General features: G+C 67.3%; 29 protein-coding genes. 20 read left to right on the top strand and 9 right to left on the bottom strand.

Features of this window, described 5'->3' with window-relative positions:
- Positions 1–16 precede the first annotated feature (16 nt).
- Positions 17–1,438, top strand: a complete 1,422-nt coding sequence (locus tag AC1DY7_RS06175) for an O-antigen ligase family protein (RefSeq protein ID WP_477492789.1) — start codon at positions 17–19, stop codon at positions 1,436–1,438.
- Here AC1DY7_RS06175 and AC1DY7_RS06170 read toward each other — a convergent pair.
- From AC1DY7_RS06170 to AC1DY7_RS06150, 5 genes are all read right to left on the bottom strand, one after another.
- Positions 1,418–2,554, bottom strand: coding sequence for a glycosyltransferase (locus tag AC1DY7_RS06170; RefSeq protein WP_477492788.1), 1,137 nt, complete (start codon positions 2,552–2,554; stop codon positions 1,418–1,420). The genes AC1DY7_RS06175 and AC1DY7_RS06170 overlap by 21 nt on opposite strands.
- On the bottom strand, positions 2,551–3,720 hold the full coding sequence (locus AC1DY7_RS06165) for a polysaccharide biosynthesis protein (protein WP_477492787.1): 1,170 nt from the start codon (positions 3,718–3,720) through the stop codon (positions 2,551–2,553). Before AC1DY7_RS06165 ends, AC1DY7_RS06170 begins: the two co-directional genes overlap by 4 nt.
- Positions 3,713–4,840 (bottom strand): glycosyltransferase family 4 protein, encoded by a 1,128-nt coding sequence (locus tag AC1DY7_RS06160; RefSeq protein WP_477492786.1) that lies wholly within the window; start codon positions 4,838–4,840, stop codon positions 3,713–3,715. Before AC1DY7_RS06160 ends, AC1DY7_RS06165 begins: the two co-directional genes overlap by 8 nt.
- Positions 4,840–5,520, bottom strand: coding sequence for an acyltransferase (locus AC1DY7_RS06155; RefSeq protein WP_477492785.1), 681 nt, complete (start codon positions 5,518–5,520; stop codon positions 4,840–4,842). Before AC1DY7_RS06155 ends, AC1DY7_RS06160 begins: the two co-directional genes overlap by 1 nt.
- Before the next feature lie 77 nt (positions 5,521–5,597).
- On the bottom strand, positions 5,598–6,740 hold the full coding sequence (locus AC1DY7_RS06150; protein WP_477492784.1) for a glycosyltransferase: 1,143 nt from the start codon (positions 6,738–6,740) through the stop codon (positions 5,598–5,600).
- 107 nt (positions 6,741–6,847) lie between these two features.
- On the opposite strand from AC1DY7_RS06150, the gene AC1DY7_RS06145 reads away from it, so the two are divergent.
- The 3 genes from AC1DY7_RS06145 to AC1DY7_RS06135 all read left to right on the top strand — a co-directional run bounded on the left by AC1DY7_RS06145 (position 6,848) and on the right by AC1DY7_RS06135 (position 9,425).
- On the top strand, positions 6,848–8,476 hold the full coding sequence (locus tag AC1DY7_RS06145) for an acyl-CoA carboxylase subunit beta (RefSeq protein WP_477492783.1): 1,629 nt from the start codon (positions 6,848–6,850) through the stop codon (positions 8,474–8,476).
- Positions 8,477–8,553: 77 nt separating this feature from the next.
- The gene (locus AC1DY7_RS06140) at positions 8,554–8,790 is read left to right on the top strand and encodes an acyl-CoA carboxylase subunit epsilon (RefSeq protein ID WP_477492782.1); all 237 of its coding nucleotides are present in this window, start codon (positions 8,554–8,556) and stop codon (positions 8,788–8,790) included.
- A complete protein-coding gene (locus AC1DY7_RS06135) occupies positions 8,787–9,425 on the top strand; it encodes a Maf family protein (protein WP_477492781.1) in 639 nt (212 codons plus the stop codon). Before AC1DY7_RS06140 ends, AC1DY7_RS06135 begins: the two co-directional genes overlap by 4 nt.
- A 3-nt stretch (positions 9,426–9,428) precedes the next feature.
- Here the strand turns inward: AC1DY7_RS06135 and AC1DY7_RS06130 are convergent, their stop codons facing one another.
- Positions 9,429–10,334 carry a DUF4333 domain-containing protein gene (locus AC1DY7_RS06130; protein WP_477492780.1) on the bottom strand — a complete coding sequence of 302 codons (906 nt, stop codon included), beginning with the start codon at positions 10,332–10,334 and terminating at the stop codon, positions 9,429–9,431.
- Positions 10,335–10,443: 109 nt separating this feature from the next.
- Between AC1DY7_RS06130 and AC1DY7_RS06125 the strand changes: the two genes are divergently transcribed.
- The 7 genes from AC1DY7_RS06125 to AC1DY7_RS06095 all read left to right on the top strand — a co-directional run bounded on the left by AC1DY7_RS06125 (position 10,444) and on the right by AC1DY7_RS06095 (position 17,630).
- Positions 10,444–11,328 (top strand): sulfurtransferase, encoded by an 885-nt coding sequence (locus AC1DY7_RS06125; protein WP_477492779.1) that lies wholly within the window; start codon positions 10,444–10,446, stop codon positions 11,326–11,328.
- Positions 11,325–11,744, top strand: a complete 420-nt coding sequence (locus tag AC1DY7_RS06120) for a SufE family protein (protein WP_477492778.1) — start codon at positions 11,325–11,327, stop codon at positions 11,742–11,744. Before AC1DY7_RS06125 ends, AC1DY7_RS06120 begins: the two co-directional genes overlap by 4 nt.
- 189 nt (positions 11,745–11,933) lie before the next feature.
- Positions 11,934–13,373 carry a hypothetical protein gene (locus AC1DY7_RS06115; RefSeq protein ID WP_477492777.1) on the top strand — a complete coding sequence of 480 codons (1,440 nt, stop codon included), beginning with the start codon at positions 11,934–11,936 and terminating at the stop codon, positions 13,371–13,373.
- A 155-nt stretch (positions 13,374–13,528) separates the two neighbouring features.
- On the top strand, positions 13,529–14,305 hold the full coding sequence (locus AC1DY7_RS06110; RefSeq protein WP_477492776.1) for a phytanoyl-CoA dioxygenase family protein: 777 nt from the start codon (positions 13,529–13,531) through the stop codon (positions 14,303–14,305).
- A 128-nt stretch (positions 14,306–14,433) separates the two neighbouring features.
- Entirely contained in the window at positions 14,434–16,227 is a 1,794-nt protein-coding gene (locus tag AC1DY7_RS06105) for an acetyl/propionyl/methylcrotonyl-CoA carboxylase subunit alpha (protein WP_477492775.1), read from the top strand.
- A gap of 93 nt (positions 16,228–16,320) precedes the next feature.
- Positions 16,321–16,653 (top strand): hypothetical protein, encoded by a 333-nt coding sequence (locus AC1DY7_RS06100; RefSeq protein ID WP_477492774.1) that lies wholly within the window; start codon positions 16,321–16,323, stop codon positions 16,651–16,653.
- The gene (locus AC1DY7_RS06095) at positions 16,650–17,630 is read left to right on the top strand and encodes a malate dehydrogenase (protein WP_477492773.1); all 981 of its coding nucleotides are present in this window, start codon (positions 16,650–16,652) and stop codon (positions 17,628–17,630) included. The genes AC1DY7_RS06100 and AC1DY7_RS06095 overlap by 4 nt, the downstream gene beginning before the upstream one ends.
- Here the strand turns inward: AC1DY7_RS06095 and AC1DY7_RS06090 are convergent.
- Positions 17,627–18,163, bottom strand: a complete 537-nt coding sequence (locus tag AC1DY7_RS06090; RefSeq protein WP_477492772.1) for a nucleotidyltransferase family protein — start codon at positions 18,161–18,163, stop codon at positions 17,627–17,629. The genes AC1DY7_RS06095 and AC1DY7_RS06090 overlap by 4 nt on opposite strands.
- Positions 18,164–18,196: 33 nt before the next feature.
- Between AC1DY7_RS06090 and AC1DY7_RS06085 the strand changes: the two genes are divergently transcribed.
- The 6 genes from AC1DY7_RS06085 to AC1DY7_RS06060 all read left to right on the top strand — a co-directional run bounded on the left by AC1DY7_RS06085 (position 18,197) and on the right by AC1DY7_RS06060 (position 23,239).
- Positions 18,197–20,110 (top strand): solute carrier family 23 protein, encoded by a 1,914-nt coding sequence (locus AC1DY7_RS06085; protein WP_477492771.1) that lies wholly within the window; start codon positions 18,197–18,199, stop codon positions 20,108–20,110.
- Positions 20,107–20,604, top strand: a complete 498-nt coding sequence (uraD, locus tag AC1DY7_RS06080) for a 2-oxo-4-hydroxy-4-carboxy-5-ureidoimidazoline decarboxylase (RefSeq protein ID WP_477492770.1) — start codon at positions 20,107–20,109, stop codon at positions 20,602–20,604. Before AC1DY7_RS06085 ends, uraD begins: the two co-directional genes overlap by 4 nt.
- Before the next feature lie 19 nt (positions 20,605–20,623).
- A complete protein-coding gene (gene uraH / locus AC1DY7_RS06075) occupies positions 20,624–20,941 on the top strand; it encodes a hydroxyisourate hydrolase (RefSeq protein ID WP_477492769.1) in 318 nt (105 codons plus the stop codon).
- Between the two features lie 2 nt (positions 20,942–20,943).
- The gene (gene pucL / locus AC1DY7_RS06070) at positions 20,944–21,843 is read left to right on the top strand and encodes a factor-independent urate hydroxylase (protein ID WP_477492768.1); all 900 of its coding nucleotides are present in this window, start codon (positions 20,944–20,946) and stop codon (positions 21,841–21,843) included.
- Positions 21,844–21,886: 43 nt separating this feature from the next.
- Positions 21,887–22,309 carry a ChaB family protein gene (locus AC1DY7_RS06065; protein WP_477492767.1) on the top strand — a complete coding sequence of 141 codons (423 nt, stop codon included), beginning with the start codon at positions 21,887–21,889 and terminating at the stop codon, positions 22,307–22,309.
- 489 nt (positions 22,310–22,798) lie between these two features.
- Positions 22,799–23,239, top strand: a complete 441-nt coding sequence (locus tag AC1DY7_RS06060) for an STAS domain-containing protein (protein ID WP_477492766.1) — start codon at positions 22,799–22,801, stop codon at positions 23,237–23,239.
- Here AC1DY7_RS06060 and AC1DY7_RS06055 read toward each other — a convergent pair.
- Complete coding sequence (locus AC1DY7_RS06055) at positions 23,210–23,932, bottom strand: SigB/SigF/SigG family RNA polymerase sigma factor (protein ID WP_477492765.1); 723 nt, start codon at positions 23,930–23,932, stop codon at positions 23,210–23,212. The two genes, AC1DY7_RS06060 and AC1DY7_RS06055, sit on opposite strands and share 30 nt — an antisense overlap.
- Positions 23,933–23,958: 26 nt before the next feature.
- Entirely contained in the window at positions 23,959–24,396 is a 438-nt protein-coding gene (locus tag AC1DY7_RS06050; RefSeq protein ID WP_477492764.1) for an ATP-binding protein, read from the bottom strand.
- Positions 24,397–24,511: 115 nt separating this feature from the next.
- Here AC1DY7_RS06050 and AC1DY7_RS06045 point away from each other — a divergent pair, with 115 nt between their 5' ends.
- From AC1DY7_RS06045 to AC1DY7_RS06035, 3 genes are all read left to right on the top strand, one after another.
- Positions 24,512–24,643: a hypothetical protein gene (locus tag AC1DY7_RS06045; RefSeq protein WP_477492763.1), complete on the top strand. Its 132-nt coding sequence runs from the start codon at positions 24,512–24,514 to the stop codon at positions 24,641–24,643.
- 115 nt (positions 24,644–24,758) lie between these two features.
- The gene (locus tag AC1DY7_RS06040) at positions 24,759–25,124 is read left to right on the top strand and encodes a low affinity iron permease family protein (protein ID WP_477492762.1); all 366 of its coding nucleotides are present in this window, start codon (positions 24,759–24,761) and stop codon (positions 25,122–25,124) included.
- A 75-nt stretch (positions 25,125–25,199) separates the two neighbouring features.
- A complete protein-coding gene (locus tag AC1DY7_RS06035) occupies positions 25,200–25,985 on the top strand; it encodes a DoxX family protein (RefSeq protein WP_477492761.1) in 786 nt (261 codons plus the stop codon).
- Position 25,986: the final 1 nt, after the last annotated feature.

Here is a 25,986-nt window from a genome sequence, read left to right as displayed (position 1 = left end):
GGGAGCAGCCGCCTGCGTGCTCGGACCACTGGCCGCGGTCGCGGCCGTGCTGGGCGGCAAACTCGCCATCATGGCGATCGTCGGCCTGCTGGCCGTCGTCGTGGCGGTCTATGTCGGGATGCGTCATCCGCTGTGGCTGGTGTACGGCACCGTCATATTCGTCACGGCGTTCCCCTTCGGTTACTTCCCGGGCGTCCACCTGCCGATCTACCTCGTGCTCGGCTGCGGGTCGGTGCTGGCGTTCCTGCTCTATCCACGCGCGATGCGGCGGCGCTCACGGCTGATGACGGCCGTCCTGGTCTTGATCCTGATGTCGGCGCTGTCCATGATCGTGACCTTCTCCGCGCCGGTGAACATCATGGATTTCGCCAAGTGGGGCATCGCGACGGGCTTCGTGTTCGTGCTGCTGGCATTGCCCAACGACCAGCTGCGCGGCGTCGGCCGGGCCATCGTCTACGCCTGCACGTTCAGCGGCGTGATGGGTGCCGTCGCCGTGGCGCAGGGCACCACGAAATGGGTTTACGCACCCTTTTCGTTCATCGGTTATTACGCCGCCGACCGCTTCTACATCACCGGTGGTACACACGTGCTGCCCAAATCCGGCCGCTTCGACGTCGGCGAGGGCAGCGAAACCTTCCAGCGCCTCGGCGGTATGTGGGCGGACCCCAATGCCGCGGGCATCGGCCTGGTGATCGGTCTGGCCATGGCTGCCATCCTGTTCACCGGATGGCAGCGGGTGACCCTGATGACCGTGCTGTCGGTGTGCGTCGTGCTGACCCTGAGCCGCGCGGCCCTGTTCAGCGTCCTGGTCGGCATCGCGCTGGTCTTCATCTTCCACAACATGCGTTCGCGGGACCGCCAGGTCATCGTCATCACCCTGGTCGTCGGATTCGCTGCCGCCATGTCCATACCCGCGGTCCGTAAACGATTGATGGGCTCACTGGGCCAGAACGACGCCGGGGCGTCGGACCGCATCGCGGCGATCCGCGAATTCCCGATGCGCCTCGGCGACCACTGGATCTTCGGGCGCGGTTGGTCCCTGCGCGAATTCAAGGACGGGCCTTACGCTTTCACCGAGAACTTCGTGTCCAATGCCCCGTTGATCGCGGTGCACCGTGGCGGGCTGGTCGCCGGCTTGTCGTTCGTCGCGGTGATCATCATCGGGTGCGTGGTGGCCGCCAAACTGATCCGCAGCAACTCGCTGCCGCACGCGTTCTTCGGTGGGGTGTTCATGGCGTTCTCGATCATCGCCCTGAACCTGGACCACCCGGTCGTGGTGATCGCGCAGATCGCCTTCCTCTACACGTTCTTCCTGGTGTTCCTGCAATACTCCGACGAGTTGCGCAAGGCCGGCGAACTCGACTCACCTGATGTGGCCGCACCGACAGTCAAACCAGTTGCGGCGCAAGCCCAGAAGCTACCCGCTGCGAGCACCTAGCAGGTCGGTGACCGCCCTGTGCGGCCGGCGGTCGCGCCAGTAGGCCTGGTTCAGTCCATAGAGCCGGTCCCCGGCCTCGGCCGCTTCGGCGCTGTCCAGCAGGAACTTCCGGCACTGCTCGATGAATGCGGCGTCCCCGTCGTACACGCCGAGCCCCAGGAGTTCCCCCAGAGAACCGACGGCCTCGGTGGTGCCCACCACGGGTAACCCCATCCGTGCCGCGTCCAGGATCTTCACCCGCACACCGCCCCCGGTGCGGATCGGCGCGATCATCGCCCGGCAGGTCCCCAGGAAGCCGGGCAGGTCGTCGACGAAGCCCAGATCCCGCACACCCGCCGGATACCGGGGCTCTGCAGCCTTGGCGGCCTTGGCCCCGATCACACACAATTCGGCACCGTCGATGCCCTCGGCGATCCGCGGCCACAGCCGCAACGCCTCTTCGAAGGCCTCCTGGTTCGGCGGCCAGTCCCGGGTGCCCATCAACACCAGCCGCCGGGGCGTCGACGACACCGCGACCTGATCCCCCGGCGGCAACGTGATGTCCATCCAGCGCGCATCCCGCACCCCGCGGTTGCGATAGAACTCCGCTTCCCCCGCGTCGAACGTGCCGACCGCATCGGCGGCCCGGGCCACCCTCAGTTCGTCCCGGAGCAACCGGCCGACCTGCAGCCGGCCCAGCGCCCCGCGGGTCGCCCGCCACACCAGCGATTCGCTCACGTGGGTGTTGACCACGAACCTCGACTTACCCAAACGTGAACTGCGCAAGAAGGATTCAGCCATGTAGCTGTGCTCGGCAACGTAGACGTCGGCGCCCGCGGCATCGATGGCCGCGACCAGATCGTCGTTGTCGAACCGCGCGTGCACCAGGCTGCGCCGGGTCCGCGCGACGTCGAGCAGCAGCCGCAGGGGCTGCACCCCCGATTTCGCCACCCGCACCAGCGGCACCCCGTCGAAGGCCAGCGTCCCCGCCGGTTCGTGGGACAGGCAGATCACCGACACCTCGAACTCCGACGCCGCCAATTCCAGGAACAGGCGCGACAATTCGACGTCGCCGCCGTGGTCTGCCACCGGGTCCTTGGACAGCAGGAAACAAGCGGTGGGTTTTCGACCGGTCATGACGCCGGCTTCCGGTACAGCACCCGGAAGTAGATCGCCAACAGCATGGCGTCGGTGATGACGGCCGCGATCGCCGCACCGACGGCCCCGGCACCCACCAGCAGCGCCACCAATCCCAGCCGGATCGGGACCACACTGAAGTTGGCTGCCAGCCGGACGCCGTCGCGGTGCTGGTTGTAGAGCACGGCCTGGAACACGGTGCTCACGGTCCGCATGGCGCAGAACAGCGACATGATGGTCATCGCGACGGCCAGCTCCTGCGGCACCGCAGGCACCATCAGCATGACCAGACCGGTGATGAGCACCAACACCCCGGCCGCCGCCCCCAGGAGCAGCGTGCCTTTCAGCGGCGGTCCGGCCGACACATGACCGTCGCCGTCGCGCAGCGCCTGGTTGTAGGACATGCCGAAGGTCTGGCCGACCGCGACGATCGCCAGGGTGACGGTGGTGCAGATGCCGTAATAGCCGGCGACGGTGTGGTTGGTGAGCCAGCCGAGCAACAGCAGATCGCCCTGGACGCCGGCCATGATCGCGAACGTCTCGCCGACCAGGATAGCGATCAGTCGCGGCGAACCCGGGATACCCGGGCGGTGCCGCATCGCGATGGGGCCCACCACGATGGCGCACAGCACATAGGGCGCCACCAGGATCGTCGTCGCGACCTGCAAGGTGGGATGCGGCACCGCGAACAGATAGATGCACGCCGGCACCACGCTGGCGAACTGCCGGCCGGTGTCGATCTGGGCCGCCTTGTGCGGGTGTCCGTCACGCAGCGAGCGACTCTCCCAGGCTTTCAGGGTCAGTTCTCCACCGGAGACGAACAAACCGAACGCGGCGACGTAGTTCACCTCGAGCAGCGCGAGGCCGACGGCCATCAGGGCGACGCCGAGCAGGTACCGGGTGGCACGGTCGGACAGGAACTCCTTCTCGGATTCGCGAACCGACCGGACCACGAACAAGTTGTCGATCGGCGACCCGATCAACGAGTACACCGCGTAGGCCATCGCGTATTGGCCGTAGTCGGCGATGCCCAGTTTCGCGACCAGCGCGAGCGTCCACACCATGCCGCAGGCGCGACCGCCGTACATCCAGAACGCCGCCCACAACGCGTGGGTCAGGTGTGACGAGCCCTGCTTCTCGACGACGGGCTCAGCGGGCTCAGACACGGGCGGACCGGCCGTCGATCAACTGTTGCCACACCGCCACGAACGCTTCGGCGGTGCGCGCGGGTGAGCGCTCCTGCCGGGTCCGGTCGGCGTTGCGGCCCAGGTCGGTGAGCCGCGCCTCGTCGTTCAGCAGCGCCGTGATCTCCGAGGCCAGGCCGCTGGCCAGGTCGTGGGCGGGATCGGCGCCCGGCGGGACGGCCACCACCCCGTGTTCCGGGTCCAGCTCGGCCAGCGAGCCGTAGCCGGTGCAGATCACCGGGGTGCGGTAGGCCATCGAGTGCGCCACCACCCCGGATGCGGGATAGGTCTCGGCATAGAAATGCCGCTTGCCGTAGGGCAACGCGATGGCGCGCACCGACGCGAAGAACGCATCTTCGGCGGCGCCGTCCACCCGGCCGAGGATCTCGATGCCCTCGGCGCGGGGCAGGTCCTCGGTCCCCCGGCCGGCGACCCGGATCAGGATGTCGTCGGGCAGTTGGGCACGGATCTCGGAGATCTGTTCAAAACCCTTGCCCCGGTAGACGAATCCGAAGAATCCCACCGCCTTGGGGCGGTCCTGGGCAGGCGCGATATCGGGCCGCTCGCGCACCAGGTGCGGAATGTAGGCGGTGTGGGTGCGCGGGTAGGTGCGTTCGATCGACTGCCGCCCCGTCTCGGTCAGTGCGATCAGGGTGCGGTCGCCGTGCACCCTGCCCTCGACGGCGCGCGACAGCGGCCGCAGCGGGTAGTGGATGCCGTGGGTGAGCAGCCGTGAGTTGGCGATGAACCGCGGCCGGGCCAGGAACCACAAGCCCTGCGGCGGATCATGAATGGTGGCGGTGACCGGCACCCCGGACAGACCCGCAACGGCCCAGAAGGTGGGCATCACCCCGGTGGACAGTTCGGCGTGCACCAGCGTCCGGCCGGGCGGCCCGTCGGCCACCAGCTTGCGTACCCGCGCCCGGTGCCTGCGCACGTCGGCCACGGTGTCGGCACCCGGACCGGCCGTGCGCACTTCGGCGATCTCCCCGAAATGGGGGCGCAGTGCCTCGATCAGATCCTGGGCGTAGTCGCCCACCGCGGTCTGCCCTTCGTCGGGCGCGACGAAGACCAACCGGTGTTCGCCAAGCAGACCGGCCATCAGTAGAACGGCGGGGGTCGACGAGTGTTGGTGTACAGCAACAACTCCGGATCTCGTTTACCGATCACCTTGGCCGGCACCCCACCGACGATGTTCAGCTCTTCGACGTCCTTGGTCACCAGCGCCTGCGCGGCCACCACCGCGCCGCGGCCGACCAGCGCAGGCAGGATCATCGCCCGGCTGGCGATCCACACGTAGTCGCAGATGACCGTCGGAATCGGTACCGGCAGGAAGTCCGGGTGGTTGATGTCGTGGCCGCCGCCGATGATCTGCACATCGCTGGCGATGGTGACCTGGTTGCCGATGTAGATGCCGGCGCGGGCGTCCAGCAGGCAGCGGAAGCCGATGGCCACCCCGTCACCGATGGTCAGGTACGCCGGGTCCAAGACGGTGGTGCCGCGCAAAATCGAGGAGTGCTTGCCGATCTTGGCTCCGCACAACCGCAGGAATCCCTGCCGCACGGTGTGCGACGGGATGTAGGTGATCACGAGGTTGAAGAGCAATTCGCCGATGCGGTTCTTGGCCTTCGGGACGAAGCCGATGCCCTGCATCTTGTACTGGGTCACCCGGTTGTTCTCGTCGAGAACGAATTCCGACTGCGGCGCCATCCTCAGCGCGGGAGCGGCGGCCTTCTTCCGGGCGATGTCAGCCGGATCTGCCGAAGCCGGTTCACGAAACATGAATCATTGCTCCTTGTTGAGGAATCCGCGTCCACCATAGCGACCGGTTTGCCGATCCGTCGGCCGCATGCTCGTGTTCAGCCCGGCGCGCCGAGTTCGTCGACCGCCTCGTACAGACGTTCGGCATAGCGTTGCTCGGTGAACTGGTCGGCGTGCTTGCGGATGACGTCCGCGTCGAAGCTCTGGACATCGAATCTGTCCAACGCGCCGGCGATCGAATCTGCTTGCGGTTCATCGAAGAATGTTCCGGTGACGCCGTCGACCACGGTGTCCAGGAACCCGCCCCACCGCAACGCCACGGCGGGTTTGCCCCACACCGCGGCCTCGATCGGGGTGAGCCCGTAATCCTCGTAGCTGGCCGCGATCAGCGCCCGGCACGACTGGTACAGCCAGGCCATCTGCGCATCGGGTAGGTCGGAGAGCATGGTCACGTTCGGTGTGCTGATCTGCGCGATGTTGCCCGCCTCGGGTCCGCGGCCCACCACCACCAGCCGCCGGTCGCTGCCGGCGAATGCCCGCACCACCTTGTCGACGTTCTTGTACGGCAACAGCCGGGACACGCACAGATAAAACGGTTGCTCAGCGGTTGCCCACTGCGCCACCGCGGGTACGGGTTCCACGTCCACATCGGTGCGCATCGCCACCGGAGACGGCAGGACGTCCGCGTCGATGCCGTAGACGTCGTGGATCCGGCGTTTGATCATCGTCGAGACCGCGAGGTACCGGTCGCAGGTCAGCGCCGCGCGCCGGTCCCATGCCTTCAACGACGGCGACGCCACCTTCAACAGCGCGCGCTTGACCCGGTCGCCCTCGTCCTTGAGATACATGTCCGGCGTGTACAGCCAGTGCGCCGGCGTATGGCAGTGCACCAACTTCACTCCGTTGGTGCGAAAACCGTGGGCCCAACCGCTGCTGCTGGTCACCACCACGTCGGCGTCGACGAACATCGAGGACGCCACCGCAGGCAAAATCGGCAGCGCGATCCGGTGGTGCTTGCGGAACACGGCGATCCGGTTCACCGGGGAGACGCGAACATCGCGGTCGGCGAATTCGGGGTAGGTGCCTGCCGGGTCGTACAACTGCGTGTAGATCGGCGCATCGGGGAAGGCCCGACTCATCGACAACACGACCTTCTCGGCCCCGCCGCGCTGGGTCAGGTAGTCGTGTGCGATCGCCACGCGGGGACCGTCCACACCGTCGTACCTGCGCTGCGCCGTCATGGCAGCCACCCTACAAAACCGGCGGACCGGGCACCGGGCGGCGATCTAGCTGCACAAAACCGCACCCACCTGTCCGACTTCTTAGGGAACCGTTAATATCGACCACCATGACGAGTGTTACCGAACCGGCGGCAGATCACGTAGTCGATATTCACACCACAGCCGGCAAGCTGGCTGACCTGCGCAAGCGGGCCGAGGAGTCGAAGCACCCAGTCGGTGAGGCGGCCGTCGAGAAGGTGCACGCAAAGGGCAAGCTGACGGCGCGCGAGCGCGTGCTGGCGCTGCTCGACGAGGGTTCGTTCGTCGAACTCGACGCCCTGGCAAAGCACCGCAGCACCAACTTCGGCCTGGAGTCCAACCGTCCCGTCGGTGACGGTGTGGTCACCGGGTACGGCACCATCGACGGTCGCGACGTCTGCATCTTCAGCCAGGACGCCACCGTGTTCGGCGGCAGCCTCGGTGAGGTCTACGGCGAGAAGATCGTCAAGATCCAGGAACTGGCCATCAAGACCGGCCGCCCGTTGATCGGCATCAACGACGGCGCCGGCGCCCGCATCCAGGAGGGTGTGGTCTCGCTCGGCCTGTACAGCAAGATCTTCCGCAACAACATCCTGGCCTCCGGCGTCATCCCGCAGATCTCGCTGATCATGGGTGCCGCGGCCGGCGGGCACGTCTACTCCCCCGCGCTGACCGACTTCATCGTGATGGTCGACCAGACCAGCCAGATGTTCATCACCGGCCCGGACGTCATCAAGACGGTGACCGGCGAGAACGTCACCATGGAGGAACTGGGTGGCGCGCACACCCACATGGCGAAATCCGGCACCGCGCACTACGTCGCCTCCGGCGAGCAGGACGCCTTCGAGTACGTCCGCGATCTGCTCAGCTACCTGCCGTCGAACAACTACGCCGATCCGCCGCGCTTCCCCGCGCCGCCGCACCCGGGCGCCATCGAGGACAACCTCACCGCCGAGGATCTGGAACTCGACACCCTGATCCCGGATTCGCCGAACCAGCCGTACGACATCCACGAGGTCATCTCGCGCATCCTCGATGACGACGAGTTCCTCGAGGTGCAGTCCGGGTACGCCGGCAACATCGTCATCGGCTACGGCCGGGTCGACGGCCGCACCGTCGGCATCGTCGCCAACCAGCCCACCCAGTTCGCCGGCTGCCTGGACATCAACGCCTCGGAGAAGGCTGCCCGGTTCATCCGGACCTGCGACTGCTTCAACATCCCGATCGTGCTGCTGGTCGACGTGCCGGGCTTCCTGCCGGGCACCGATCAGGAGTACAACGGCATCATCCGCCGCGGCGCCAAGCTGCTGTACGCCTACGGTGAGGCCACCGTCGCCAAGGTCACCGTGATCACCCGCAAGTCCTACGGCGGCGCGTACTGCGTGATGGGGTCCAAGGACATGGGCGCCGACGTGGTCGTCGCCTGGCCGACCGCCCAGATCGCCGTGATGGGCGCCTCGGGCGCGGTGGGCTTCGTCTACCGCAGCCAGCTCAAGGACGCCGCCGCCAAGGGCGAGGACGTTGATGCGCTTCGTCTGGAACTGCAGCAGGACTACGAGGACACCTTGGTGAACCCGTACGTCGCGGCCGAGCGCGGCTACGTCGACGCGGTCATCCCGCCCTCGCACACCCGGGGTTATGTGGCCACCGCGCTGCGCCTGCTGGAGCGCAAGATCAGCACGTTGCCGCCGAAGAAGCACGGGAACATCCCGCTGTGAGCGACGCGAACGATTCGACGACTGTGAGCGACGCGAACGATTCGACGACTGTGAGCGAAGCGAACGATTCGACGACTGTGAGCGAAGCGAACCCGGTGCCGGAGCACGAGCCGCACATCAAGGTACTCAAGGGCAATCCGTCCGCCGAAGAACTCGCGGCACTGATCGGTGTGCTCTCTGCGGCGGGCGGTGGCCCCGTGGACACCACCCCGGCCGCCGTCGACCTGTGGGGCCACCCGGTGGACCGGTTGCGCTACACGGTGCACAGCTGGCAGCGGATCACGCTGCTGGAGCGCCAACATATGAGGCGATGACGCGAGTCGTCCTGGGCTCGGCGTCGGCGGGCCGACTCGGGGTGCTCCGTCAGGCGGGCATCGAACCGCTGGTGCTGGTCTCCGACGTCGATGAGGACGCCATCGTGGCGTCGCTGCCCGGTGCGCCGCCTGCCGACGTGGTGCTCGCACTGTCGGCGGCGAAGGCGGCCCGGGTGGCCGAATCCTTGGACATCACGGATTGCGTGGTGATCGGCTGCGACTCGATGCTCGAGGTCGACGGCCGGTTGTGCGGCAAGCCGGGCAGCGTCGACGCGGCCCGCGCGCAGTGGCAGTCGTCGGCGGGGCGGCCCGGCATCCTGCACACCGGCCATACCCTGCTGCACGTGCGCGATGGCGTCGTCGCCGCGCGGGTAGGCCAGACCGCCTCCACCACAGTGCATTTCGCGCGCCCCGAACCAACCGACCTGGACGCCTACCTGGCCAGCGGCGAACCGCTGTGGGTGGCGGGCGGATTCACCCTCGACGGTCTCGGCGGCTGGTTCGTGGACCGCATCGAAGGCGACCCGTCGAACGTGATCGGGCTGAGCCTGCCCCTGCTGCGCACCATGCTGGCCGGGCTGGGACTGGGCGTCGCCGAACTCTGGGCGGCGAATCCTCCTGCGCCGCGGCCCTGAAAATCAGGGCGCAGGAGCAACTTTGAACGTCGCGCTGCCGTTCACCACCGCGGACACCGTCAGGATGTAGTTCTGGCCCCGCCCGGCGGTGATCGCGGTGCAGGGCAGCGTCGCTCCGACGGCGATCGGCATGTCGCCGGCGCAGCTCGCCGAATCCGGCGCCTGACCCGACTGCCGTAACTGCGCCAGCAACGCGCCTTCGGCAATCGCCTTGGGCAGCGTCCCGGCGGTACCACCGCCGGCGCCACCGTTTGGCGCCAGCACCGGGCCACCGTTCGGCAACTGCGGTCCGCCGCCGGGCGGCTGCGCGGGTTCGCCACCGGGTGCCGCCAGCAGGCCGTATTCCATCACCAGACCCTGGACCTGCCTGACCACCACACCCTGCCGGGTCGTCGCGCCCGCGACGGTCACAGCGCAGAAAGCCGTGGCGCCGACCTTGCCCTCCAGATCCGATTCACAACTCACCGAGTCCGGAACGGTCTTGGTGGACCGGTTGACCATGTCGGTGACCGCGACCTCCAGCTGGCTCTTGCTCACCGAGGGGGACATCGCGTAGTTCAGCTCGGTGCCGTTGACGCCGGTCACGGCGACGGTGATCTGGAAACCGTTCACCGGACTGATCGTGATGGCGCACATGGCTTTCTGCCCCACCTGGCTCATCAGATCCTGCGGGCAGTCGACCGCCTGCGGCGTCACACCGTTGCGCCCCAGTTGGTCGGAAACCATCTTCGTCAGCACGTCTTTGGCGACCTTCGGGCCATCGGCCGGTTGGCCTGGCGCTGCGCTGGACGTCGAGGAACCGGCCTGGGCGGGCTGGCCCTCGGTGGTGCTGGTGCATCCAGCGGCCACCACGCAGGCCGCCGCCGCCAGCGCACCGGCGACTGTTACTCGGATCACTCTCATGCCCATGGCCGCCCATTGTGCCCTGACCGTGTGCCCTGACCGCAGGCACGGCGGAGCCGCCACCAGGATTCGGCCTACGGGCGTGCAACCAGCAGCGCGTGAGTAGGCTTTGAACGTGCCACTGCCTGCCGATCCTGATCCCGCCCTCGCCGCCTATGCCCACCCGGAACGCCTGGTCACCGCCGACTGGCTGTCGGGCAATCTCGGCCGGCCGGGCCTGTCCATCGTCGAGTCCGACGAGGACGTGCTGCTCTACGACACCGGCCACATCCCCGGCGCGGTGAAGATCGACTGGCACGTCGACCTCAACGACCCGACCGTCCGCGATTACATCGACGGTGCGCAGTTCGCCGATCTGATGGACCGCAAGGGCATTTCCCGCGACGACACCGTGGTGATCTACGGCGACAAGAGCAACTGGTGGGCCGCGTACGCGCTGTGGGTGTTCACCCTCTTCGGCCACCCGGACGTCCGGCTGCTCGACGGCGGCCGGGATCTGTGGGTGTCGCACGGCCGGGACACCTCGCTGGAGGTCCCGACCCGTCAGACCACCGGTTACCCGGTGGTGGAACGCAATGACAGCCCCATCCGCGCGTACCGCGAAGACGTCCTCGCCACGTTGGGCACCCAACCGCTCATCGATGTGCGGTCTCCGCAGGAGTACACCGGCGAGCGCACCCACATGCCCGATTACCCGGAGGAGGGCGCCCTGCGCGGCGGCCACATCCCGACGGCGGTGTCGATCCCGTGGGCCAAGGCCGCAGATGAGAGTGGCCGGTTCCGCAGCCGCGCCGAACTCGACAAGCTCTACGGGCACCTCGATGCCGACGACAAAACGATCGTGTACTGCCGGATCGGCGAGCGATCCAGCCACACCTGGTTCGTGCTGACGCACCTGCTGGGGCTGCCGGGCGTGCGCAACTACGACGGCTCGTGGACCGAGTGGGGTAACGCCGTCCGCGTGCCGGTCGCGGTGGGAGAGCAGCCCGGCTCGGCATGAGTGCGATGCCCGCCGCACTGGCCGAGGTGGTCGCCGAGTTCCAGGAGATGACCGGTCAGGACAAGCTGCAGCTGTTGCTGGAGTTCGCGAATGAGTTGCCGCCGCTGCCCGGCCATCTCGAGGAAGCGGCCATGGAACCCGTTCCCGAGTGTCAGTCGCCGTTGTTCCTCCATGTCGACGCCGCCGACCGCGACAAGGTCCGCCTGTACTTCAGTGCGCCGGCCGAAGCCCCGACCACCCGGGGCTTCGCCGCCATCCTGGCGGCCGGCCTGGACGGCCAATCCGCGAACGCCATCCTCGACGTACCGGATGACTTCTACTCCGATCTCGGCCTCGCCAAGCTGATCAGCCCGCTGCGGCTGCGCGGAATGTCGGCGATGCTGACGCGAATCAAACGGCGCTTGCGCGAAAATTGAGTTGCGGGCAAATTTCGACGTCCACTCCCGTTAATTAACGGGACCTTAAAAATTGCTTCGCGACACGCCACGCCGACGCGTCCGTCGTGCCAGAATGCACGTGGAAATCCGGCGCGGCGATGATGCCGGCCGCGCATGGCAGCCGCCGCACGCAAGACGAGGACGCGATCACGAGAGGTTCCCGCCTTCATGGACCGGCAACACAGAGACGTCATCCTGTATGAACTGAACGAGGTCCCCTGGGACGTCATCGACATCTACGCCAGCAAGCGCCCTGAATCTCATATGGCCGCCCTCCTGGCAGAGGGACAGTGCCTGACGACGGTGCATGAGGACCGCGAAGAACACCAGGGGCTGCAGCCGTGGCGAACATGGCCGACGCTGCACATGTCGACCTACGGCCACAATTCGTTCGACCTGGGCCAGGACCCGACGACCTTCCGCGGCGACCCCATCTGGGATGTGGCCGAGGACGCCGGCCTGTCGGTCGGCCTGTTCGGGCCGATGCAGAGTTGGCCGGCGCGGCAGTTCCGGAACGGCGGTTTCTACATCCCGGACACGTTCAGCCAGGACGCCAAGACCTATCCGGCCGCGCTCGAGAGCTTCCAGACCTTCAACCTGGCGATGACCGGCGAGAACGGGTTCTCCCCCGACACCGTCCTGAATCCCGGGACACTGGCGGGTACCGCGGCCGACCTGGTCCGGCAAGGCCTGACCCCGCGTTCGATGGCCACCCTGGGCAGGCATCTGGTCAAGGAGCGAATCGACCCGCGCTACAAGGCATTCCGCTCCGCCATGCAGGCGCCGCTGAGCTTCGACCTGTACTGGAAACTGCACCGGACCCACAATCCGCGCCTCAGCGTGTTCTTCACCAACCACGTGGCCGGCATGATGCACCGGTTCTGGGGCGACGGCATGCCCGGCTACACCGAGAAGTACGAATACACCTCCGATGACGTGTACGGCAGTTTCATCGTCGGGGCCATGGACATCGCCGACCGGCAGATCGGCCGTATCCGCAAATACCTGGCCAAGAATCCGAACTCGATGCTCGTGCTCTCGGCGAGCATGGGCCAGGGCCCGGTCGCGGTGCCCGAACTCGACGACCACATGTATGTCGTCGCGGATTACGCCAAGCTCGCCGGGGTGCTCGGGCTGCCCCGCACCGGCCCGGGCCTGGCGATGTATCCGATGCTGTCGCTCGTCTTCGACACCGAGGACGACGCCCGCGCGGCGGTGCCACCGTTGACCTCGGTGTCCATCGACGGGAAGGGCCCGCTGTTCGCACGTGTCCGCCTCGAGGGCAAGACGGTGACCTTCGGCATCGACTACACGCTGGGCTGCGAAGAATCGGCCATGCTGCGCTTCCGGCCCGCGGGAGACGGCGCGTCGGCGGATGTCGTCGCCCCGCCGGAGAGGCTGGGCCTGGCCCGGCAGCCCCGGATCGGTGGGATCAACACCGGCTATCACATCCCCGAGGGCATCCTGGTCGCGGCGGGAGCGGGCGTGACCGCCGACCCGTCGCGCAAGGAGGTCGACGTGCTCGACGTGGCACCGTCACTGCTCGCCAATGCGCTCGGCGTGGAACCGGCACCGTCGATGCAGGGATTGCCCAGCCTGTTCGACTGACGGGTTTCGACAATTTTCGCAACCGTCAATAGTGCGCCGGTCCGCGTCTCGGGCCGAAACTTGTTCGCATCCAACCATTTTCAGCAAACGCGGGCAGCGTCGCACCCCCGTTCGGCACCTCCCCGACCTGCGCCGAAGCGGATATCGTCGTCGCCATGCGGGACTTTCGTCTTCGCGACTCACGGGGCAACCTGCTCGCCGCGGCGGATCCGCACATCCGCGACATCTCGGCGCAACTGCACACTTCCGGATTCGTCCACGTCCCCGATGCCGTCACGCCAACCGATATCGAACGGGCCGACGACGAGGTTCGCGCGTACCTGAGGACGCACCCCGGGGACATCCACGAATCGGACGCGCCGGACGACTGGGACTGCCCGACGATCAGCGCGCTGAGCGTCGATCCGGAGCTCGAGGCGATCCTGGCCGCCCTGACCGCGAGTGTGCACCCCGCCGCCGCGGGTGGCTATCAATCCCGCACGCTGCGGATCTACGGCGGGGCGCAGTCGCACCGGACCAATCCCTACGACTGGCATTACGACGCCAATGTCATCACCGTGCTGATCCCGCTGACCGTCCCCGATTGCGAACCGGGGACCCTCGGCCATCACGCCACGTTCCCGAACCACCGCGCGCATCGCCGCTTTTCCTGGAGCGATGTCCTCGACAAGGCCCTGACCCAGAACCGTGTGCACGGGAGATGGACCGCACGCCGGCTGGCGCGCGATCCCGAAGCCCACACGATCCGTTTCAGACCGGGCAGCGGGTACATCTTCTGCGGCCACCGCACCCTGCATCGGCCCATGTCGTGGCCGAGTGATCGGGTGCGCGCCACGCTGAACCTCCACTACGGATACCCGTATGACAAAGGACATTCCACCGCCCGGACCTTCCATTCGGTACAGCGGCTCCTACACCGGGTGACTGCCTGATCCAGAGCGCGCAAAAGTTACCGACAAGTAATGCGACCGGCTCGCAACCCCTGGAGTCGCGCCGCCTAGACTGCCGACGATAGATTCTTAAAGACGTTTCTTAGAGATACCTGCCATCAGGAGGCGCAGTGCCCAGTCACGCCAGCTCGAAAATCTCCAAGGTGCTTGTCGCCAACCGCGGGGAGATCGCTGTCCGTGTGATCCGTGCCGCCAAGGACGCCGGGCTCACCAGCGTCGCCGTCTACGCCGAACCCGACGCCGATGCGCCGCACGTACGGCTCGCCGATGAGGCGTTCGCGCTGGGCGGCCAGACCTCAGCCGAGTCCTATCTGGTGTTCGAGAAGATCCTCGACGCCGCCGCCAAGTCCGGCGCCAACGCGATCCACCCCGGCTACGGCTTCCTGTCCGAGAACGGCGACTTCGCCCAGGCCGTCCTCGACGCCGGGCTGATCTGGATCGGCCCCAGCCCGCAGTCCATCCGCGATCTCGGCGACAAGGTCACCGCACGCCACATCGCGGCCCGCGCGCAGGCCCCGCTGGTGCCGGGCACGCCGGATCCGGTCAAGGATGCCGACGAGATCCTCGCGTTCGCCAAGGAGTACGGCCTGCCGATCGCCATCAAGGCCGCCTTCGGTGGCGGTGGCCGTGGCATGAAGGTGGCCCGCACCCTCGAAGAGATCCCCGAGCTGTTCGATTCGGCCACCCGTGAGGCCATCTCGGCCTTCGGTCGCGGTGAGTGCTTCGTCGAGCGCTACCTGGACAAGCCGCGCCACGTCGAGGCTCAGGTCATCGCCGACACCCACGGCAACGTCATCGTCGCCGGTACCCGCGACTGCTCGCTGCAGCGCCGCTTCCAGAAGCTGGTCGAGGAGGCGCCCGCGCCGTTCCTCACCGATGCGCAGCGCAAGGAGATCCACGAGTCGGCCAAGCGCATCTGCAAGGAAGCCGGTTACTACGGTGCGGGCACCGTCGAATACCTCGTCGGCCAGGACGGCCTGATCTCCTTCCTCGAGGTCAACACCCGCCTGCAGGTGGAACACCCCGTCACCGAGGAGACCTCCGGTATCGACCTGGTGCTCCAGCAGTTCAAGATCGCCAACGGCGAAGCCCTGGACATCACCGAGGACCCGACCCCGCGCGGGCACTCCTTCGAGTTCCGGATCAACGGCGAGGACGCCGGCCGCGGCTTCCTGCCCGCCCCCGGCCCGGTCAGCAAGTTCGAGCCGCCGACCGGTCCCGGCGTGCGGATGGATTCCGGCGTCGAGTCCGGCTCCGTCATCGGCGGCCAGTTCGACTCCATGCTCGCCAAGCTGATCGTCACCGGCGCCACCCGCGACGAGGCCCTGGCCCGTTCGCGCCGCGCGCTGGCCGAGTTCAACGTCGAGGGTCTGGCGACGGTCATCCCGTTCCACCGCGCCGTGACCGCCGACCCCGCGTTCATCGGTGACGGCGAGAAGTTCACCGTGCACACCCGGTGGATCGAGACCGAGTGGGATAACACGGTCGAGCCCTTCACCGCCGGCGAGCCGCTGGACGAGGAAGACAACCTGCCGCGCCAGAAGGTGATCGTCGAGGTCGGCGGACGCCGCCTCGAGGTCTCGCTGCCCGGCGATCTGGCGCTCGGTGGCGGCGGCGCCGCTGCGGGCGGTGCGATCCGTAAGAAGCCCAAGCCGCGCAAGCGTGGCGCCTCCGGCGCGGCCGCCGCGTCCGGCGATTCGGTCACCGCGCCGATGCAGGGCACCGTCGTGAAGGTCGCCGTCGAAGAGGGCCAGACCGTCGCCGCCGGTGACCTCGTCGTGGTGCTGGAAGCGATGAAGATGGAGAACCCGGTGACCGCCCACAAGGACGGCGTCATCACCGGACTGGCCGTCGAGGCCGGCGCCGCCATCACCCAGGGCACCGTGATCGCCGAGATCAAGTAGTAGCTTTTCCCCGCGCGAACGTTGATTACCGCTCGAAGAAATTGAGTTTCTTCGAGCGGTAATCAACGTTCGGCGGCAGATGGGGAGGCCCTGATGGAGCCCGTAGAGATCAACAACGGCCAGTGGTACCTGCGCGGCCTGCGCTGCGACGACCGGGTCGACGACCGGCCCGCGCTGGCCGATCTGGGTGAGGACGACCTGGACTACGTGCACGACGCCGAGGACGGCTGGGCCGACGAGACGCGATACACCTGGGCGGTCTGCGAGCCGACCACCGGCGAATTGCTCGCCGAGGTCGTCCTCGACCCGGCGACCGGCTACCTGAGCAGCCGGGGCCGCCCCGGCTTCGAGGACGCCGCCGCCATGTCGGAGGACACCGTGCGCCGGTACGCGACGGAAGTTCTCGGCCTGGACGTGCACACGTGAGCAAGGTCGTCACCGTCACCGGCGCGGCCGGCCAGATCGGCTACGCCGCGCTGTTCCGCATCGGCGCCGGCGCACTGCTCGGGCGGGACGTGCCCGTGACGCTGCGACTGCTGGAGCTCCCCGCCGCGATCAAGGCCGCCGAGGGTGTGGTCATGGAGCTGGTGGACAGCGCCTTCGACCTGTTGGTCGACGTCGAAATCCACGACGATCCGGTGCGCGCCTTCGACGGCGTCGACGTCGCGCTGCTGGTGGGCGCGCGGCCGCGCAGCAAGGGGATGGAACGCGCCGACCTGCTGGCCGCCAACGCCGCGATCTTCGCCGGTGCCGGGCAGGCACTGAACGCCGGCGCGGGCAGCGACGTGCGGGTGGTGGTGGTCGGCAATCCCGCGAACACCAACGCCCTGGTGGCCTCGGCCCACGCTCCGGACATCCCGCCGAGCAGGTTCACCGCGCTGACCCGGCTGGACCACAACCGCGCCGTGGCCGCGCTCGCCGCCCACGCCGACGTGCACGTCACTGATGTCTCGCAGCTGACGGTGTGGGGCAACCACTCGCCCACCATGTACCCCGACATCTTCCACGCCGTGGTGGCCGGCCGCTCCGGGGCCGACTTCGCCGCCGACACCGATTGGCTGGCAGAGGATTTCATCCCGACGGTGGCCAGGCGCGGCACCGCGATCATCGAGGCGCGCGGCACCTCGTCGGCCGCCTCGGCCGCCAACGCCGCCATCGATCACGTCCGCGATTGGGTGGACGGCACCGACCCCGCCGACTGGACATCGGTGGCGCTGCCCTCCCCCGGCGTCTACGGCATCCCGGAGGGCGTGGTCGCCTCCCTACCCGTGCGCGCGGTCGACGGCGCGTGGCAGATCGTGGAGGGCCTGGAGATCAACGAGTTCTCCCGGGCCCGCATCGACGCCTCGGTGGCCGAACTGCTCGACGAGCGGGCCGCGGTCGAGGTGCTCGGCCTGCTCTAGCGCTCATCGACATCAGCGCCGGACGCGAGGTCACCGCATTCGACATCGACCACGTCGGTGCGCGCCCGCAGGAACGGACCGGCCCCGGTGTCGCCCTGCACAGCGGCCAGCAGCTCCGGCCAGAAACGGCGTGCGATCACCACCGGGTGCCCCGGTCTGCCTTCGTACACGGCTCTGGCCAGCCCCGTCTCCGATGCCGCCGCCAGCACGCGGCGCACCGCGTCCGCACCGATGTCCGGGGTGTCGACGAGCGTGATGACGGCGAGGTCGGCGTCCACCGCCTCGATACCGGCCCGAAGGGACGCCGAGATCCCGTCGCGCCAGTCCTCGGCCACCACCGCCCGAGCCGGGTCGGGCACCGCCACCACCGCCGCACCCAGCACGACGACGACGTCCCCGCACCCCCCGCCGCACAGCGCACCGACCGCGGAACTCAGCCAACGCCCCTGCTCTGCAAGCACTTTCGGCATGCCATACCGCGTTCCCGCCCCCGCGGCCAGCAGCACCCCCGCGGCGACATGAGAACTCGACATGCGAACAGTGTGAACGTGAACGATTCTTGAACAATGACGGCCCCGGCTGAGTCTCTCAAGACGTCGCAGACCAAGCGCACCCATCCGGTCGACGAGGTATTGCCGGTCGGCAAGCTCGCCACCTACGGGTTCCAGCACGTGGTGGCGTTCTACGCCGGCGCGGTGCTGGTGCCGATCATCATCGCCGGGGCGATCAACCTGCCGCAGGAAGACCTGGTCAAGCTGATCACGGCCGACCTGTTCACCTGCGGTATCGCCTCGATCATCCAGGCCGTCGGGTTTTGGAAGGTCGGCGTGCGCCTGCCCCTGCTGCAGGGTGTGACGTTCGCCGGGGTGTCCCCCATCATCGCGATCGGCCTGGCCCACGGCGGTGGCGCACCGAGCCTGCTCTACGTGTACGGCGCGGTGATCGTCGCCGGCGTCTTCACGTTCCTCATCGCCCCGGTCTTCATCAAACTGCTGAAGTTCTTCCCGCCGGTGGTCACCGGGACGCTGATCACCATCATCGGACTCTGTCTGGTGCCCGTCGGCGCGATGGACGCCGTCACCAACCCGCACACCCATGAGCCGGACCCGACCAACATCCGGTGGTTCCTGTACGCGCTGGGCACCATCGCGATCATCGTCGCCATCCAGCGGTTGTTCCGCGGCTTCATGGCCACCATCGCCGTGCTGCTGGGCCTGGTGATCGGCTGCGTGGTGGCATTCCTGCTGGGCGACATGAACTTCGACAAGGTCGGTGCGGCAGCGCCGGTCGGCTTCACCCCGCCATTCCTGTTCGGGATGCCCAAGTTCGACTTCGTCGCGTGCCTGACCATGATCATCGTCCTGCTCATCACGGCCGTCGAGTCGACCGGTTCGACCATCGCGACCGGTGAGATCGTCGGCAAGCGCATCAAGGCCTCCGACATCGGCAATGTGCTGCGTGCAGACGGGTTGGCCACCGTCATCGGCGGCATCTTCAACTCGTTCCCCTACACCGCGTTCTCCGAGAACGTCGGCCTGGTGCGACTGACTGGCGTGAAGAGCCGGTGGGTGGTCGCCGCCGCGGGCGTCATCATGATCATCCTGGGCTTCCTGCCCAAGGTCGCCGCCATCGTGGCATCGATCCCGAATCCGGTGCTGGGCGGTGCGGCACTGACCCTGTTCGCGACGGTCGCCGTCGTCGGCATCCAGACGCTGGGCAAGGTCGACTTCACCGACCACCGCAACCTGATCATCGTGACCACCAGCCTGGCGCTGGCGCTGTGGGTCACCTCCTACCCCGACATCGCCAAGGCGATGCCCACCGGCCTGAATCTCATCTTCGGCAGCGGCATCAGCATCGGTGCGGTGGCCGCCATCGTGCTCAATATCGTGTTCTTCCATACGGGTTCGCGAGGACCACGGGTGGCGGGCGGCGGGTCGATCACCCTGACCGAGGTGAACGCGATGACCGCGGACCGCTTCACCGAGGTGTTCGGCCACGTCGTGCAGGAAGTGCCGTGGGCGGTCGAGCGCGCGTATCAGCAGCGGCCGTTCGCCGCCACCTTGGCGCTGCGGGAAGCGTTCCAGGACGCCGTGCTGACCGGCTCCTCCGAGCAGCAGGACGAACTGCTCAACGCATTCAGCGATCTCGGCGCCGAAGACGAGACCGGCCACGCGCTGGCCGTCGACCACGTGGCGTTGTCCAATCTCGACGAGTCCGACCACAATGACGTCGTGGAACTGGCGACGGCGTACCGCGAGCATTTCGGCTTCCCGCTGATCATCTGTGCCAAGGAGACCGAGCATTTCGACCGGGTGCTGCGCAACGGCTGGTCGCGGATGGACAACTCCGATTCCGTGGAGAGGGCGTTCGCGCTCATCGAGGTCGCCAAGATCGCGAACTACCGGTTCATCGATCTGGTGGCCGACGCCAACCCGATCGCCGCGGCGCGGTTCAGCCGCTTCAACGAACTGTCGTGAAAGCGATCGGCCTGGACGGTTTCAATGCGTTGACCGACCGACAACGCATGCACGCGCTGTTCGAGGTGTGCAGTTCCACCATCTGGGCGCGCCGGGTGCTCGCGGCCGCCCCGTTCCCGGACAACCAGGCACTGCTCGACCGTGCCGACCGGGTGCTGGCCGAGCTGCCCGACGCCGAGATCGACGCCGCGCTGGACGGGCATCCGCGAATCGGCGGCAAGGTGAACAACGCGGCGTCGGCGCGCGAGCAGGCCGGGGTGGCGTCCGCCGGCGACGAGGTGAAAGCCGCTCTGGCGGATGGTAACCGCGCCTACGAGGACAAGTTCGGCTACGTGTACCTGGTGTGTGCGAGCGGCCGCACGGCGCCGGAACTGCTCGACATTCTCACCGAGCGCCTGACCAACGATCCCGATTCCGAACGCCGCGTGATGCGCAGCGAGCTGGGCAAGATCAACCGGCTGCGGCTGGAGCGCCTCTTGAGCGATCCGGTGTGAGCGAGTCAGGATCGTGGTCATGACCCATCTGAGCACCCACGTCCTCGACGCCGTGTCCGGTAGGCCCGCCGTCGGTGTGGGCGTCACGTTGACGGCGGCCACCGGTGAGGCGCTGGCGTCCGGCCGTACCGATGCCGACGGCCGCATCGCCGCCCTGGCCGACGGTCTGGCGCCCGGCGTATACCGCCTGACGTTCGACACCGCGAGCTATTTCGCAGGCACGCCCGCCTTCTATCCCGAGGTCACCATCACCTTCGAGGTGACCGCGGGAAGCCCGAAATATCATGTACCGCTCCTTCTTTCGCCATTCGCGTACTCCACCTACCGAGGAAGTTGACGATGTCTGAGATCATCCTGGGCAAGAATCAGTACGGCAAGGCCGAGAACCGGGTGGTGCGGATCTACCGGGACGAGCCCCGTCACGAGATCCACGACATCAACGTATCCACCTGCCTTCGCGGCGATTTCACCGCAGCGCACCTCGCGGGTGACCAGTCCGACATCCTGCCCACCGATACCCAGAAGCAGACCGCCTACGCGTACGCCAAGGAGAAGGGCCTGCTGTCGATCGAGGACTACGGGTTGGCGCTGGCCAGACACTTCGTCCACGATGTCGCACCGGTGCAGGCCGCTCGCGTCGAGATCGACGAATACGCTTGGGAGCGAGCGGTTGTCGACGGCTCCGAACACGACTACACCTGGATCCGCAAGGGCCAGGAAGTGCGTACCGCCGCCATCACGGTGGAGGGTGAGCACGAGTATGTCGTCGGCGGCCTGAAGGATCTGATCATTCTCAAGTCGACGGGTTCGGAGTTCGCCGGCTTCCTCACCGATCCCTACACCGTCCTGGAACCGACTCACGACAGGGTGATGGCCACCTCGCTGGTGGCCCAGTGGCGGTTCACCAGCACCGAGGTGGACTGGGAGACGGTGTACGGGCAGGTGAAAGCGGCCATGGTCAAACAATTCGCGGTGGTGCAGTCCCTGGCCCTGCAGCAGACGCTCTTCCAGATGGGGCGCGCCGTGCTCGAAGAGCACGCCGAGATCGCCGAGGTCCGGTTGTCCGCCCCCAACAAGCACCACTTCGTGTACGACCTGTCCCCGTTCGGCCTGGAGAACAACAACGAGGTGTTCAACGCCGACGACCGGCCATACGGGCTGATCCAGGCCACCGTCACCCGCGACGACGCCCCGCCGGCCGGTCCCGCGTGGGATCTCCAGCAGGGCTGGCTTGCCTGATTCGCGGTGTTTGACCGCACCGATACCCGGGCACCCGCAGAACGTGGCCAAGACGACGAAAGCCGGCAACGCCCGCCAGGCCGAATTGCCGAGCACCCTGCGCAAATCCGAGGCCAAGGCGCAGCGCACCTTCGCGAAGGTGCATGACGCGGCGGCGCAGAGCTACGGCGAGGGCGAACGTGCTCACCGGGCCGCCTACTCGGCACTCAAGCACACCTACGAGAAGGTGGGTGACCACTGGGAGCCCAAGGATCACCCGGGGCCTTCCGATGACCGGGCCCGCAGCGGCGGCCCGAATCCGACCGGCGAGACGACCGAGGGTGTGGACGCGAATGCGACCAAGAAACATCTGCTGGAACTCGCCCGTCGCCTCGACATCCGGGGCCGATCCACGATGACCAAACAGGAACTGGTCGGCGCCCTGCAGGCCGCCAATCGGCGTGAGACACGCGACGCCCGGAGCTGACAACTTGCCCGCGGGTGCGCACCCGCGGGCGGTGCGATACCTGTGTCCCCACGTCACGACCGTGCGATATTTGTTCCCGTCCTCGCACGATTCTTTGCCAGGATCGGCACGCCCACCGAGTGCAGCAGACCTGCTCGGAATCGTTGTCGCGAATTCACTTACAGCTCAAGCATTTTCATCGCCACACCGGACAGACGCCGCGCCACGTGATCCGTGGCGAGGTGGGCGTGTTCCTGTGGTCCGGCTAAGAATTCAGCGGTAAACACGCTGGCAGCAAGAGCGGGCAGGGACCACACAACGGATTCGATTGTTCGCCGCCATCAAGTGGCGTAGGGTCAGGAGCAGGTTGAGTTCACAGCCTGCTCTGCGAACGTCATTGACGTGGGGGACACCTAGCGAGGCCCTGCACTCCGGGGCCTTGTCCGACGGGTCTTGAACAGATCGGCGTGACCACAGTACGAATCACGCATTCCGACTGATGGAGTCACCATGCACAACCTCACTTTGCCTACCGCGAGGCGCAATTCCGCCTCAAACATCACCGAGTCCGATATGGCGGCCTACTGCACCAAATGGCTTGCCCCCTCCAGTGCCGTGCTGTCGGTGTTCGGGGAGATCGACGCGGCCAACATCAGCGAATTCGCCGACTACGTCAGCCTGCACCTACCGCACCTGAGCGAGCTGGTACTCGACCTCACCGGCGTCGAATTCTTCGGCACCTCGGCCTTTTCCGCGATGCACACGTTGAGCGTGCAGGCGGCCGCCAACGGGATCGACTGGAAGCTGGTACCCAGCGCGGCTGTCACCCGGCTGCTACGCATCTGCGACCCCGATGCGGTGCTGCCGATCGAAGAATCCGTCGCCACCGCACTGCTACTGCTCAAGCGCGATCCGTCAGAGCTACTTGAGGTCGTCGCGAAGGCGCGCTAGGGATTTCGCGAGCAATCGCGACACGTGCATCTGCGAGACGCCGATGCGCTCGGCGATCTGCGTCTGCGTCATGTTCTCGAAGAATCGAAGCACCAGCACCGTGCGTTCCCGCTCGGGTAGGGCGTCGAGGAGCGGACGCAACGACTCCCGGTTCTCCACCTGCTCCAGGGCGAGGTCGTCGGTGCCGAGGGTGTCGCCGATCGACGGCGCGTCCTCGTCACCGCCGGTGCCGCTGTCTATCGACAAGGTGTTGTAGGAACTCCCCGCCACCAGCGCCTCGACCACTTCTTCGCGGTCGATGTCGAGTTCGGCGGCAAGTTCGGTGGCGTTGGGGGCGCGCCCCAGCCGCTGCGCCATCTCGGCGGTGACGCTGCCGATGCGCACATGCAGTTCCTTGAGCCGGCGGGGCACCTTGACCGACCAGCCGTTGTCCCGGAAATGCCGGCGCACCTCACCCATGACGGTGGGTACCGCGAAGGACGCGAAGTCCGACCCGGCGTCGACGTCGAATCGGTTGACCGCGTTGACCAGACCCATGCGCGCCACCTGGACCAGGTCCTCATGGGATTCGCCACGACCGCCGAACCGGCGGGCGATGTGGTCGGCCAGTGGGAGACAGCGCTCGACAATGCGTTCACGTTGCCGCGCGAACCGAGAGGAGTCCTCAGGTAGCGCACGGAGTTCACGGAACATGTCGAGTACGTCCGTGTATTCCGAGGTCACTGCAGCAGGCCCACTCGTTTCGCGGTCAAGGAGATTCCGACCACGCGGCCGCCGCCGGAGTGTTGGCCATCCGCGAAGGTCCGCACGTCGGACACGAGCGAACGCAAGACGTGCCAGCTGAAGCTGTCGGGAGTGACGACCGCGTCGTCACCGTCGCAGGTCGTCGACGCATGCACGGTCACGGCTTCGTCGCCGGGATCGATCTGGACCACCAGAACGGACTCGGGCGCCGCCGACCGGATCAACCGGGTACAGGCCTCGTCGACTGCCAGGCGCAGATCGGCGACCGAGTCGATGTCCAGATCCTCGAAAGTCGCCGCGGCCGCGACGAGCGTCCGAAGCACCGCTAGATTCTCCAGCCTCGCGGCCACCCGGAGTTCGACAGACCGGTCGCCTGAGGCCGGCACGCCGTCGTCGCCGCTAATCCCAGTCATCTGACCTCCCGGGGTATCTGCACGGAGGCTACCCCACATCGTTATGCCGTCAATCAATTGGACTACACCGCCCGATACGTGTGTGACCCGAGGGTACGGCGGGTATCCGTCCGCCATGAACAAGATCGAGCCTCAGACGCGGCGCAACATCCTCGTCGCGGTGGCGATCGCGTTCGCCGCGCTGCTGCTCATCGTTGCCGGCGTGTACGCCGTGGTGTTCATCATCCTCGGTCCGATGATGGCCTGACCTTGCCATGGCGGTGTCATACCCGGCTCATGCCGGGGTTCAAACGTGAGCACCGGCCCGGTTTGGCGCCCGTCGCAAGGGGGTACCACGACGTCCCGGCACGGAAGGACGCGTTATGCCGACCCCAGACCGCCCCCATCCCGTCACCCGCCTGCTCACCTACGCGTCCCGGGCGGTGGGCTCGCGCTGGGCGGCGGCCATCGTGACAGCAGCGGTACTGGCGTACCTCGTCCTCGGCGCCGTCACCGGCTTCGGCCACTCGTGGCAGATCGCGATCCACACCACGGCGGCGATGGTCACCCTGCCGATGCTGTTCGTGCTCCAGCACACCACCAACCGCGAGACCCGCGCCATCCTCATCAAGCTGGATGAATTGATCAGCGCTGACTCCGACGCCACCGAGGACGTCATGGGCATCGAGGACCACGAGGTCGACGACCAGGAGAAGGTGCAGGATCGGCTGCACCGCACCGGCGGCTGAGCCCGTACGGCCTTGCAGCGCAAGGAAAGAGGTCCAGCATGTTTCGACGCACGCCTCGCCGGGAATCCCCTCCCCATGTTGCTGCGTAGAGTCGCCCGTCCGTTGCTGTCCGTCGCGTTCATCGGCCAGGGCGTCGAGACCCTTCTTGATACCAAGTCCGCCTCCGACATCGTGCGGCCGACGCTGGAAGGCCTTCAGACACTGCCGGATCCGGTGTCCCAGAAGGTGCCGACCGACGCGGCCACCGTGGCGCGGGTCAACGCCGGCGTCCAGATCGGCGCGGGGTTGCTGCTGGCCACCGGACGCATCCCGCGGGTCGCTTCGGGGCTGTTGGCGCTGACGGTCGTCCCGGGCAATCTCGGCGATCACATGTTCTGGAACGAAACCGACCCGGAGCGCAAGGCCACCAAGCGCCGTGGCTTCCTCACCGACCTCAGCCTGATCGGCGGCCTCGTGCTGGCTTCGGCCGACACCGCGGGCAAGCCGTCGCTGGGCTGGCGGGGACGCCGCGCCGCGCGGCGGGTGTCCGACGCGGTCAGCAACGCCCTCCCCGGATCGGACAGCGCGCTGGATTCCGAGTTCGCCGAGAAGGTGGGCCATGGGCTTTCCGTCGGTGCCGAGCGTGGCCGCGACCTGGCCGCCACGGCGCTGGAGAAGGGCGCGCCGGTGGCGAAGAAGGCCCGCAAGCGCGGCACCGAACTCGCCGAGACCGCCATCGACCGTGCCGCGCCACTCGCCGAGAAGGCCCGCAAGCGCGGCACCGAACTCGCCGAATCCGCCTACGAGCAGGCAGAGGCCGCCTTCGAGCAGAGCGGCGATCAGCTTTCCTCGGGTTGGCACCGGCTGCGCCAGCAGATCTGAC

Source organism: Mycobacterium sp. P2_H7, assembly GCF_056403275.1.
The sequence above is the reverse complement of the archived record's forward strand: the minus strand, read 5'-3'. Positions and strand labels throughout refer to the sequence as shown.